Below are 12,503 nucleotides of genomic sequence, written 5' to 3' on the forward strand. Positions count from 1 at the left end.
TAAGCTCGTTTGTCTTTTCGAAAAAGACTAATGATTTAAACGTTGACGTTTTGTTCGTTCAGTTTTCAAAGATCAATTCCTCTTGTTATATTTTACCTAATCGCTCAGAAGCGACTTTATCAATATAACATGTCATCCAAAAACAAGTCAACAACTTTTTGAAAATGTTTTTTTATCTGTTCAACTTGCCTCGTTGAGGACAAGAATTAATATACCATGACTCATTAAATGTTTGCAATATAATTTTTAAAAAATGTTTATCTTTATATCTTCGATGCATTTTGTTTTTAATCTCATCTCTATTAAATGATTGATTTGGAACCAATTATTAGATTGCACCTTTATTGAAGCGGCAGAAAATCTAACTAATCTGCACCCGGATCTCATAATAGGTGCAAGTTCTACAAGCTAAATTAATGCGTATTTACCTTGAACTTTCAAAAGTAAGTTATATCAATATCATATTATTCGACAGCTATATCAGACATGCCCACATACTTATCCACTGCAAAATACTTATTATTTCAGTTGTCAACAGAGTTACACACAGTCTGTGGATAACTTTGTTCACTTTTCCACAGTTTTAAAAGCAACCATAAAGAATAATAAATTTATAAGTAATTTTAATAGCTGCTTATTGAAGTACAAACTCAAAGTTAAAATATAATCGATATAAAGAAGAAATAGTAATAGTTTGAGTTAATTTTCATAATATCTATTAACTCTACTTTAAACGGAAGGTGTGAATCATACTGGAAACCGCAGCACTATACCTATCAGTAATCATGGCCGTATTTTTGTTTGCTTATGCTTATGCAGAGGGAATTAAAATTGCAGACTCAGATGAAGAGGTCTACGGAGGCACCTTCATCTTTTCTGTTACAGCTGCATTTATTTTTTCAGCTCTGACCTATGTATTCAGATAAAAAAAATCTCCCCGCTTCAGGGAGATTTTTTCACTAATATACCTGTAGACAGCTCCCTTTTATCCGGAAACCGTTGTTTTTTTCTTCAATTCTTTCATTCGAATCCTTCTCTCATCTAATAAGAAGAGAGTTATTCCTCCAATTACAAATGTTCCCCCAAGAACTTGTGTCCATATAATAGACTCATGAAGCAAATAATAAGCTAAAACAGCAGCACCAACCGGCTCGAATAAGATGGCCATAGAAATGGTGGAAGTGCTGAGCCACTTTATTGACCAATTGAATAATGTATGTCCGAGCAGGGTGGGAACAAGTGCGAGCAGGATAAAATATACCCAATCACTGGTTCCATACGGGAGTAAAGGTTCTCCGGCGATTAACACATAAATGAACAATGTAATAGCGCTAATACTGTAAACAACAAAAGTATAAGTGATGAGCGAAAGCCTTTTTCTGACTGTCTGGCCAAACATTAAGTAAGCCGTCACAAGGGCACATGCAATGATTGCCAGTATATCCCCGAACAAAGCAGTCCCGCTGATCTGAAAATCTCCCCAGCTGATAATAACACTGCCTGCAATTGCGAGAAGCCCGCTAAGTATTGCTTTCCAGGTAAACTTTTCTTTAAAGAAGAAATATGTACCTGCAAACGCAAAAAGTGGCTGAAGAGTCACAAGAACTGTAGAACTGGCTACAGAGGTGTAGTTCAGCGACTCAAACCATAGAATAAAATGGAAGGCAAGAAACACACCGGCAATGATGGAATAGATCCAATCCCGCCTTGTAATAAGACGAAGTTCCGGAACATACTTTATAAGAAATACAGGCAACATGAAAAGAACAGAAAAAAATAATCTGTAAAAAGCAATGACTCCAGATGGAGCGCTGGATACCTTCACCAATATAGCGGAAGTAGAGACAGAAATGACGCCAATGGCCAGGGCAACATAGGGATTTATTTTGGTTTTAGACATTTTTTATACTCCTTGTTTCGGTTTCCTAATAATGAGGGTATATTTCATTTTACAACGGATAGCCAATCTTTTACTACGGTTTTATTAGATCCTATTTTGGATATATAATACTTTAAAAAGCGGGAGATATTATGAGCAGTTTAGAGATAGAAATATTAATGAAGCTGGGCATATCAGCAGTCCTGGGGCTTGTTATCGGCCTGGAGAGAGAATTAAAAAGAAAGCCGGTCGGCCTAAAGACCAGCTTAGTTATTTCCATAGTAAGCTGCCTCTTGACCATTGTGTCTATTGAATCAGCCTATATGTTTCCCGGTAATGATGACATCAACATTACGATGGATCCTCTGCGTTTGGCTGCCCAAATTGTTTCAGGAATTGGCTTTTTGGGTGCAGGCGTTATTTTAAGACGAGGAAATGATAGCATTTCGGGTCTTACAACAGCTGCTTTAATCTGGGGGGCAGCAGGGATTGGAATTGCTGTAGGAGCAGGCTTTTATATTGAAGCAATGGCTGGAGTAGCACTGCTGATTATTTCAGTAGAAGTAATTCCTTTTATAATGGGCTTAATTGGTCCTAAACGTTTAAGGGAAAAAGAGATAAACCTGCAGCTGAAAGTAAGGGATAAAGAAAATATCGCAGACATCATCCCAGCGGTAAAAGACCTTGATATATCTATTAAACATATTCGCATTAAAGATTTGGAGGATGAGAATCTGCATCTTGTACAGCTGATTGTCGCCGTCGACTACAAAAGAAGAACCACTGATGTATATTACAGTGTTTCAAGTATTCCTGGAGTCCAGTGCATGGAAATCGATAGTATGCAGTAAATTTTTTTAATAATTCCTCTTGCAAGATAGCCCCGATGTGGTTATAATTTTTCTTGTACCACCACCCGGGGGATTAGCTCAGCTGGGAGAGCGCAACGCTGGCAGCGTTGAGGTCAGGGGTTCGAGCCCCCTATTCTCCATAACTAAGAAAAGCTGCAGGGCCAAAATTGGCCCTGCAGCTTTTCTTATATCAATTACCTGTTATTCCTCTATTCTTCCATCCTTCCCCGCCAGCCAAAAAGCCGCTGCGATGGAACCAAAGATCACGATAAACGGTGCATAAAACATTACAAACTCCGCCATGTTTCTCCCCTCCTATGCATGGTCGTCACGCTTCCCCTGAACATAGTCTTTATTGAAAAGAAACAGCCTGAGCAGCAGATAAAGGGACGGCAGCAGCAAACCCAATCCTGCTATAAAAGCAATGACCAGTGCGATGGCCATAGCTTCGTTTGTGAAACCATCATATATGGTCAAGTATGGATAGAGCAGATACGGATAATGTGAGATCCCATAGGCAAAGAAAGCCACAAAGAATTGCCCTGTCAGCAGCCCGAATGCAAGGCCGTAGTACCTTCTCTTCCATATTAGATAAACCGTTCCCGCAAAGAGCAGGAATGAGATGCCGAACAGCCACCACAGGTTCATTAATCTGCTGAAATGTTCAGGGTTGTGATCCCTCAGTTCGACAATGATGCCTGCCGCTGTAACGATAGCAGGCACTGCCCAAATAAGTGCGTATTTTCTCAGCAGTTCTGCAGCCGGTTCATCGTTTGCTTTATTGGCATACCATGTCAGGAACACTGCTGAAATATAAAGTACTGCTGTTATACTCAGCACAACAATACTCCATGTCAGCGGGCTGGTGAACAATGTCCAATAGTCAAGCTCCAGTCCCACGTGACTCTCACTAACGAATCCGCCTTCTGAAATGGTCAGGACGATGGACAGGGATGCAGGAATAAAAAGACCTGAAAGCCCGTACAGATAGGTCCATCTTTTTTGTCTAAGCCCGCCGTAGGTGGTAAAAGCATAATAAGAACCGCGAATGGCAAGCAGGACTACTGCAATGCTTGCCGGCACCAGCAGAATCGTTCCATAATAGTAGGCTGTTTTTGGAAAGAATCCGACAATGCCAACAAAGAAGAACACCAGGAATACATTTGTAACTTCCCAAACCGGTGATAAATAGCGCTGTATAATTCGCGTTAAAATATGCTGTTTTCCGCGAAACAGGCTGTATGCATTGAAAAATCCTGCTCCAAAATCAATAGACGCAACGATGACATAGCCGAATAGAAACAGCCATAAGACGGAAATACCGAGGATCTCAAGCGTCATCGAAGCTCACCTTCTTTCTCCAGTTCACGGTCAGCCAATTCCTGCTCAACCGTATTTTTGCGGAACATTCTGGTGAGGACAATAAAACTTCCGATTGCCAGCACGAGATATAAGCCTGCAAACAGCAGAAGCATAAGGTCTACCTGGCCGCTTGAAGTGGCAGCATCTTCAGTACGCATAATACCCCGGAGAATCCACGGCTGCCGGCCCACCTCCGCAAGCCACCATCCCGCTTCAATCGCAATGATCGACAATGGCCCGCCAAGAACAATTAGCCAGCGGAACCATTTCGCCGAAACAAAGCGCATTTTAAACCAGGTGCCCAGAACATAGATGAGTGATAGTGCCGTCATCCACATGCCGATGGTCACCATAAGGTCAAATAAATAATGAATATAAAGCGGCGGAATTTCATCTTCAGGGAATTGATCGAGTCCGATCACCTCAGCATTCGGATTGCTGTGTGCAAGAATGCTGAGTGCATATGGAATCTTAATGGCATACTTCACTTCACCGTCATCAAGAACACCATATAGCATTAACGGCGCCCCTTCTTCTGTTTCAAAATGCCACTCAGCAGCAGCCAGTTTTTCAGGCTGGTATTCTGCAAGATATTTTCCCGAGAAGTCACCAATTACCGCTGTAGCGATTGAGAAAATCAATCCGATTTTCATTGTTAGCATTAAGGCCTTCTTATGATAAATATGATTCGATCCTTTCAAAAGGCGATAAGCACCTATTGATGCCAGAACAAACGCTGATGTCATATACGCAGTGGAAAGCACATGCGCAACCTTTGTCGGCATGGCAGGAGTGAACATCGCCAGTACCGGGTTAACATTAACAAGCTGCCCATTCACAATATCAAATCCCTGCGGCGCGTTCATAAATGCATTTACAATTGTAATGAAAATTGCTGAGAATGATGCCCCAATGGCCACTGGGATTAATAAAAGTAAATGCTTCTTCTGATTCTCAAAACGATCCCAGGTATAGAGATAGATCCCCAGAAAAATAGCTTCAAAGAAAAAAGCAAATGTCTCCATAAACAGAGGAAGCGCAATGACATTGCCGGCAAGTTCCATAAAGTTAGGCCACAGCAAAGATAGCTGCAGTCCGATGGCAGTGCCGGTAACAACTCCGACAGCCACGGTAATGACAAAACCGCGCGTCCATCTTCTGGCGAGCAGAATATAATGTTCATCCTGCTTTTTGATTCCCACCCACTGCGCTATCATAATCATGAGCGGGATGCCGACACCAATGGTTGCGTAAATGATATGGAAGGATAATGTCATCTCTGTTAAAACACGGCTGAAAAAAACTGATTCTTCATTTCCCATTTAACATTCTCCTTTTCCTATCCTGCAAAAATACGGCCAATAAAAGAAAGTCCCATAATGATAGCCACTGTAAAAGCAAGCCACATCAAAATACGTTCCTGTTTTTTATACATTCACTCACTCCTCTTGAATGCTCACTACATCACATTATTCCACAGCTCCAGCCTAAAAGCTGTGACACTTAAACAACATTTTTATGAGGAATATGTGAAACTATGTAATTCCTATACAGCTCCCTATTCCCTTTTGAGCATAGATTAAAACGAATAGGACATTGGAATTTGCCAATGCTAAGTTTCAGCAGATTATTTATTTATCTAACTTGTAGAATGACTTCCTATCTTCAGATTCAGGCGGATTCTCCATCCAGCCCCTTGCAATCAACAATTTGAGCCCTTCATTTCCATACTTCAAAATCTCACCAATAAATAATGTATACTTAACGCCCAAATCCTTGCGAATAGATACAGACAGAGCAGTTGCAAGCGCCGGAATTGCAACCTGATTGGAAGCAGAAATGATAAACAGCATCAGCTTCTCGGAAAAAGGGGGAACTCTTGATGCAGTTACCTCCAGTGAAACTGGATAAATTCCAAATGAATTGTCTTCTTTCAGAAATTTATTAAAAGTTTCTATTTGCCTCTCCGTCAGCTTTTTTCCTTTTAACAAATATTCTTTAACTTCCCTGTCTCTGGAGACTTGAATCAAACCAATAAGAAGCACAAGACCAATACTGTTCCGTTCGATTGAAAAGAATAATTCACTCATTTCCATTGAATTTAACGGGCGTCCATTTCCAAACCAGCTGCTCAGGAGAGAAGGTTCATTCTTTTTAAATTCCACTGAACCCGGATACTCGATTTTGGGAGGACGATCATAGATGCCTTTTTCCAGCATTATCGATAAAGACTTCTTATACAGCTCAATGGTCTTGCGCAAGCAGCCATCATAGAATTCCACAATATCTGCCCTTGCGATTTTTGTAAGAGCATTGGAATAAAAGTCAATAATCATCTGTCCGCCCCGGTAAACAAAGCTTAGAGCAAATAATTCCGTATAAAGAGGAGGAGCATTCAAATTTACATCTTTGTCTCCAAATCCCTTGGGTATAGGGAATTCTTCTTCTGCAAATATTTTTTTTATATTTTTATTAAAGGAAGCAGCGAGGCTCATCGCTTCCTTTAGATTTACCTTAATATGCTTATCCTCCACATACTGCATGAAATGGCTATAAAAACAAATCATGGCTGAGTTCTGTGTATATGTAGCCCATAATGCCGATATCTCTGCGGTTGTTAGCTTTGTCTTTTTTTTATCCATTGAGCCGGCTCCTGTTTTTCTTATTAATCTGTTCAAACTCGCCAAGTTTATTCTTTTTTGCCAATAAAAATCCCGGTGCATACACACCGGGAAAGAGTTATATTTTTTGCACTGCCATTTCTGGATCTTCATCGCCTGATACCAGGTCGAATGCCCGCTTATAGGTATTTTCCTTATCCAGCACAGCATAAAGGGTCTTAGCTACATCCTCACGGGGAATGAAGCCCCGCTCCAAGTTTTCCGCCGCTTTAATTTTGCAGGTTCCCGGATCATTTGTCAGGCCGCCCGGACGTACGATTGTGTAGTTCAAGCTGCTGTTTTCCAACATTCTGTCGGCATAATGCTTTGCAGCGTAATAAGGCTTGATCGCTTCACTCCACTTATCGCGATTATTTGCCTGGATAGCGCTGACCATAATAAACCGGTCCACCCCGGCCTTCTCTGCCGCTTCAATTGTTTTTGCGGCTCCGTCCAGGTCAATCAGCAGAGTTTTGTCATAGCCGGTATTTCCGCCTGAACCTGCAGTAAAAACAATCGCATCACAGCCTTTGGCTGCTTCAGCCAACTCATCAACTGATCCTTCAAGGCTTGCTAATGCCGTTTCCACTCCCATTTCTTCAAACTGGCTGACCTGCTCTTCTTTTCTGACCATAGCTCTTGCTGTATGTTTATCCTCTTCATTTATCAGCTTGACAAGCTGCTTTCCAATTTGCCCGTTTGCTCCGACGATAAGAACCTTCATGGATACCTGCCCCTTTCTGTTTAATGGACTTTATTATTTCAAAAGAAAAATGCGTTATCAAATGAACTGTTTATGAGCCCAAACGAACAATTCGCTTTTTATAAAGAGCCGCAATTGTATTCATAATTAATACAGGGATCTTCTTTGGAAAATATCTTCTTCTGTAAAATTTATAGAACGCATGCTTCAAGTCATCCCACTGTGTACAATTCTTCGTTTGCTTAAAACGGGCAACATCAATGATTTTAATATGCCCATCCTCTGTGAGAATAATATTGCGCAGGTGAATATCTGAGGGATTTAGCCCGCTTTCCCTCGCCAGTTTTAAGGCTTCATCAATTTCTCTTATTGTCTCCTCTTTTATTGGTACCCCTTGCGCAAGACAATCAAACAGAGTGAGCCCCTGTACATAATCAATGACTATATAGTTATCCCCAGAGTCATATAAAGAAGGGTAGTATGGATGGTCAGGCAATGCCCTGTAGATCTCTGCTTCCTCCCTGGCAATTCTTTTAAATTCCGGAAAAAAGACTTTTAATACAAGATTGGTTTCTTTAATCCTAAAAGCAAAGGCACTTCTCCCCGCCCCAATAAATTCCAGGCTGTCGTCCTTTTCAAGAAGTCTGGTCCAATTAAGACTTCTTGAAAATTTCACACTGTCTGCAAGCTCATAATACAGTTTCATTATTAAACCTCCCTGTTCCAGACTCTTCTAAAAAAATAAAAGACACTGAGCCATTTATTGGTCTCAGCGCCTTAAAAACAAAAGAGACCTTACCAAATAAATGGTAAAGGTCTCGCAAGCAACATCTGTTGCCAGTATAGCCGGAGATTTAACATCCCGTATTGACGACTCTACTTGAAAGCTACTCCCCTTTAGGAAGAATCCGAACTATTTTATTAACTTAATTATATGTTGTATGCATATATTAGTCAAATGATTCGGCCGCGGAAAAACGAATTACTCCTCAAAAATTGATTCAAATGTGGCAATGCTACTATTTTCCTAAAATAGTCTACTAAAATAGAAAAGAGGGACCAGAAAATGATCCCTCTGCTTCTCTACTTAAATGCTTTAACTCCACCCTGCACAGGAAGCATGATATGGCTTCTTTCCGGATCGATGGTTATTTTCGTGCCTGTCTCCGGTCTAATTGTATAGTTATAATCGCTTGATAAAACAACTACTCCCAGACGATCACCTTCTTTAAACACATAATCATCCGGCTGCATATCCCAAGTAAATGTATATTCACGGTTCGGTGTAAGCCCTGTTGATCTATTTTCACTGTGAAGGTTTTGCGGATCCATCCACCCTCTAGTAACAATTTCCGGCTTTCCTTCCCCATATTTTACAAGGAGGGCTGTTAAGTTGGCTGTTTTCCGATCAATGCTTGCACGAATCTGAATCTCCGGTGTCCCGCTCATGCGAATATCGTTTTCTAAAGGCGGGGTTAAATAGACGAGCCTATTAGCTAATGGAGCATCATGATTCAGAATCAGCTCTTCAGCCTTAATTGATGCATCGTCCACAAAATGCTGATTTTTCTTGTTCTTCTTCGGTACAGGCTGCAATTCTAAGCTGCCGCCTCCTTCTGAAGCCGGTTTAAAATGCAATTTCGTGCCTAAGGTTCCTTTAGCAGGCCAGTCGGCCTCTGAATGCCACGTCTTATCCTCTCTTTGAATATCAACCATCGGTTCATTCATGACATCATTATTAATATCATACAGCCAGTAATCAAACCATTTATTTAAAGTCGGGAGCCAAACATCACGTCTGAAGCTGTATGGGCTGGAATGGCCGCCCTGGTGAAGCCACATTTTCCTCGGAACATCGTTCTCGCCAAGTGCCTGCCACCAATCTGAAAAATGCTTTGTTTTAACATTCCAGTCATTTAATCCATGGACAATAAAGACACTTGCTTTAACCTGGTCAGTATCTTTTGTATAATCTCTTTTACTCCAGAAATTATTATAATCACCGGTTTCCCTGTCCTGTCCTTCGGTTAATTCTTTCATGACATTCCTGCATGCTTCAGGGTTATTCCTGGTTAAGATCGCTTCGGCCATATTATCTGCATCTTCACCTTGATACCCGCCTGGCGCAATCACAGCACCGTTTGAACGATAATAGTCATACCAGCTGCTGATTGCAGCAATAGGCACAATTGTTTTAAGGCCCTCAACTCCTGTGGCAGCCACAGCATTAGGCAGTGTTCCATTATAGGAAACTCCCGTCATCCCCACGTTACCTGTTGACCAATCAGCATTTATTTCCTGTCCCTCTGCATTGAAAGCTTTTGTTCTTCCATTCAGCCAATCAATTACAGCCCGTGTTCCAAGGATTTCATGCTCATCCCCGGTTGTAGGACAGCCATCAGACAGGCCTGTCCCTACGCTTTCCGCCAGAACAACTGCATAGCCTCTGGGCACAAAATAGTCATCATAATATCCAGGGAGATTTGCCTGCGGTTTTCCCTTTTCACCCTTGTCATTCCCTTTTCGCGGCACACTATTAAGTTCTGTATCCACATCATAAACCGGTACATTTTTAATTCCGGAACGGTAAGGGCTCATTTCATAAATAACGGGTACCTTTAACCCTTCCTCTGTTTCTTTTGGCCTGATAATATCTGCACGTACCCGATCCAGTTTTCCATCCCGATCACTGTCAGTTGCTGTTTCAACAAAAACTCTTTCGACAATGGCATCGTCCAGAGAAAAAACGGGCTGTGTCATTCCATTTTCGACATTAATCTGTGTTTCAGCTGAGGCAATGCCGGTGTGGCTGTCTTTACCTGTTGAAGGCAAAGCCCCGCCGGCAATCAGCGGGAAAGCGATGGCTGATGTTATGAACACTTTTAATGCAGCTTTTTTCATAGTAAATCCTCCCTTTATAAAACTTTATAATTTTCAGAATATATTAAAATCACTTAAGTTTCGATAGTCGAAAGACCTGTATTTTCCAAAAGAAAAGTGATAACAAGTCACCGGAGCCCTCCAAAAGTCATGACTGAAAAAGTATGAATCTTAGATGTAGCACTTTACAGCTACCATTTCCTCGAATCCAAAAAGTAAATATATTCCTTTTCTCCCAGGATTAATAAATCTGCTAGGATAATCGATTCGTTTTACTCTCTATTAAAAGGAAGCAGAGCTATGTAAGCGAATACATATAGCTGGACTACCAGTCGAGGGGGAATAAAAGATGAAAGTTGGAAAGAAAGCTTCTTCTGTCATGCTTGCGGCAGTTCTGACAGCTTCAAGTTTATATGGGGTGCCTGTACAATTTGTACAGACTGCTGAAGCAGCACAAAGCCAGACTGAACATCCCGGCTCAAAAGCGTTTGATCAGAAGGTTATCGCAAGGATAGATGCAGCTCGCATGATGGAGGATGTCAGGTATTTATCAGAAACCATCGGGCCGCGGGCTGCAGGAACTGATGCGGAAAAAGAGGCGGCAAATTTCATTCGCCAACGCCTTGAATCATATGGATACACAGTCGAAACACAAGAGTTCAGCATTCCTGATAAAATGGCGGGAGGTTTGCACACCAGTGATTTGAAGGAGATTCTTATAACTATTCCTTCCGGGTCAGGATCGACAGCTGAAGAAGGAATTACCTCTGGATTATATGATGCCGGATTAGGAAAGGCAGCTGATTTCACGGAGGAAGCATCTGGAAAAATAGTACTGATTTCACGAGGAGACATTACGTTCTCTGAAAAAGTTTTAAATGCAGTAAATGCCGGTGCTGCAGGGGTCCTTATTTACAATAATGTGGATCAGCCGGCCCCTATGAATCCTTCAATCGGGGGTCCATATAATATTCCTGTAGGAAGCATAACGAAAGCAAGCGGAGAAGCACTCCTTCAAGATGTTGCGGCACAAAACAAAACGGTTACGCTGACTGTAAAGAGATTTCAAAACATAAAATCGCAAAACATTATTGCCATCAAGAACCCTAAACCTAATAAAGGCGGGGAAGCTGATATTGTCCACATTTCTGCGCATTTCGATAGTGTCCCATTTGCTCCGGGGGCAAGCGATAATGCATCAGGTACTGGTGTTGCCTTAGAGCTGGCGAGAGTTCTGAAAAGTTATCCTGCTGACAAAGAATTACGATTTGCATTTGCAGGTGCAGAAGAAATCGGTCTTCTTGGTTCTCAGTATTATGTCAGCCAGCTGAGCGGCAATGAAAAAGAGCGGAGCATTGCAAATTTCAATATGGATATGGTAGGTACAGCATGGGAAAATGCAACTGCGATTTACATGAATACCCTTGATGGCCAGGCAAATATTGCAACAGAAACTGCTCTTGCCACTGCCGGGCGTATTGGCACACCATCTGAATTAGTACTTTATCAACGGGGCGCATCCGACCATGTTTCTTTTCATGATGCAGGCATCCCAGCTGTTAATTTTATCAGGCGCGAGCCTGTCACAGCCAATCTTGAGCCGTATTACCATACACCGCTGGATTCCATCGAGCACATTAGCGCCGAGCGGATGAAAGAAGCTGGGAATCTAATTGGCGCTTCAGTTTACAGCTTAATCCGAAAATAGAATTGTCTCAATGAATCCTCGGAAATACCACGAGGATTTTTTTGTTTTTTACTTACCAGCTATTTATTAACGCCATTGTGTTTACATGCAAAAAAAGAGGGTAGAATATATTCGTTCTAAATTTCATGTTTAATATTTAGACGTTTTTACCGTTTAAATTTTAAAGAATTCGGGTAACATAATTGTAACATTACAAATAAATAAATTAACTAACTGCCTGTTAGTCCTTTATATCCCTAAAGGAGGGAGTCATCATGGATTTTGAACACGAGGCTGTCATACTAAAGAGAGAACTCTCCCTTCTCATGGATGAATATGAAAGGTGCGAGATTGACGACGTGAAAAATGAAATATCAAAGGATATTCAACTGCTGAGCCGTGCAATAGACGATATACTTAATTAGTATATACGTGGCATGGCTTTTTTTTATATTTTAATAACATTTTTAAACACACATGT

11 protein-coding genes and 1 tRNA gene are annotated in these 12,503 nt (G+C 41.2%); 4 read left to right on the plus strand and 8 right to left on the minus strand.

Translation table 11 applies throughout. The features are described from left to right. Positions 1-985 precede the first annotated feature (985 nt). Entirely contained in the window at positions 986-1,900 is a 915-nt protein-coding gene (locus tag ACTHRG_RS22000; RefSeq protein ID WP_440232042.1) for a DMT family transporter, read from the minus strand. A 131-nt stretch (positions 1,901-2,031) separates the two neighbouring features. Here ACTHRG_RS22000 and ACTHRG_RS22005 point away from each other — a divergent pair, with 131 nt between their 5' ends. Further along, entirely contained in the window at positions 2,032-2,730 is a 699-nt protein-coding gene (locus ACTHRG_RS22005; protein WP_048011874.1) for an MgtC/SapB family protein, read from the plus strand. A gap of 67 nt (positions 2,731-2,797) precedes the next feature. Then, positions 2,798-2,870: transfer RNA gene (locus tag ACTHRG_RS22010), tRNA-Ala, on the plus strand. Positions 2,871-2,931: 61 nt separating this feature from the next. Here the strand turns inward: ACTHRG_RS22010 and cydS are convergent. The 7 genes from cydS to ACTHRG_RS22045 all read right to left on the minus strand — a co-directional run bounded on the left by cydS (position 2,932) and on the right by ACTHRG_RS22045 (position 10,356). After that, positions 2,932-3,033, minus strand: a complete 102-nt coding sequence (cydS, locus tag ACTHRG_RS22015; protein ID WP_420485103.1) for a cytochrome bd oxidase small subunit CydS — start codon at positions 3,031-3,033, stop codon at positions 2,932-2,934. A gap of 12 nt (positions 3,034-3,045) precedes the next feature. Beyond that, complete coding sequence (locus tag ACTHRG_RS22020) at positions 3,046-4,071, minus strand: cytochrome d ubiquinol oxidase subunit II (RefSeq protein ID WP_440232044.1); 1,026 nt, start codon at positions 4,069-4,071, stop codon at positions 3,046-3,048. Next, positions 4,068-5,414: a cytochrome ubiquinol oxidase subunit I gene (locus ACTHRG_RS22025; RefSeq protein ID WP_076263463.1), complete on the minus strand. Its 1,347-nt coding sequence runs from the start codon at positions 5,412-5,414 to the stop codon at positions 4,068-4,070. The genes ACTHRG_RS22020 and ACTHRG_RS22025 overlap by 4 nt, the downstream gene beginning before the upstream one ends. Positions 5,415-5,723: 309 nt before the next feature. Next, a complete protein-coding gene (locus ACTHRG_RS22030; protein ID WP_440232045.1) occupies positions 5,724-6,734 on the minus strand; it encodes a DUF3231 family protein in 1,011 nt (336 codons plus the stop codon). A 97-nt stretch (positions 6,735-6,831) separates the two neighbouring features. Continuing rightward, positions 6,832-7,476: an SDR family oxidoreductase gene (locus ACTHRG_RS22035; RefSeq protein ID WP_076263458.1), complete on the minus strand. Its 645-nt coding sequence runs from the start codon at positions 7,474-7,476 to the stop codon at positions 6,832-6,834. A 70-nt stretch (positions 7,477-7,546) separates the two neighbouring features. Beyond that, positions 7,547-8,161 (minus strand): protein kinase family protein, encoded by a 615-nt coding sequence (locus ACTHRG_RS22040; RefSeq protein WP_440232047.1) that lies wholly within the window; start codon positions 8,159-8,161, stop codon positions 7,547-7,549. A gap of 377 nt (positions 8,162-8,538) precedes the next feature. Further along, complete coding sequence (locus tag ACTHRG_RS22045) at positions 8,539-10,356, minus strand: Xaa-Pro dipeptidyl-peptidase (protein WP_440232048.1); 1,818 nt, start codon at positions 10,354-10,356, stop codon at positions 8,539-8,541. Positions 10,357-10,684: 328 nt separating this feature from the next. Here ACTHRG_RS22045 and ACTHRG_RS22050 point away from each other — a divergent pair, with 328 nt between their 5' ends. Both ACTHRG_RS22050 and ACTHRG_RS22055 read left to right on the plus strand, forming a co-directional pair. Beyond that, positions 10,685-12,043 (plus strand): M28 family peptidase, encoded by a 1,359-nt coding sequence (locus ACTHRG_RS22050; RefSeq protein ID WP_440232049.1) that lies wholly within the window; start codon positions 10,685-10,687, stop codon positions 12,041-12,043. A 254-nt stretch (positions 12,044-12,297) separates the two neighbouring features. Continuing rightward, on the plus strand, positions 12,298-12,447 hold the full coding sequence (locus ACTHRG_RS22055) for a hypothetical protein (RefSeq protein ID WP_175609186.1): 150 nt from the start codon (positions 12,298-12,300) through the stop codon (positions 12,445-12,447). Positions 12,448-12,503: the final 56 nt, after the last annotated feature.

The sequence above is a fragment of the Cytobacillus sp. SAFR-174 genome (genome assembly GCF_051964675.1).
Taxonomy (GTDB): domain Bacteria; phylum Bacillota; class Bacilli; order Bacillales; family Cytobacillaceae; genus Cytobacillus.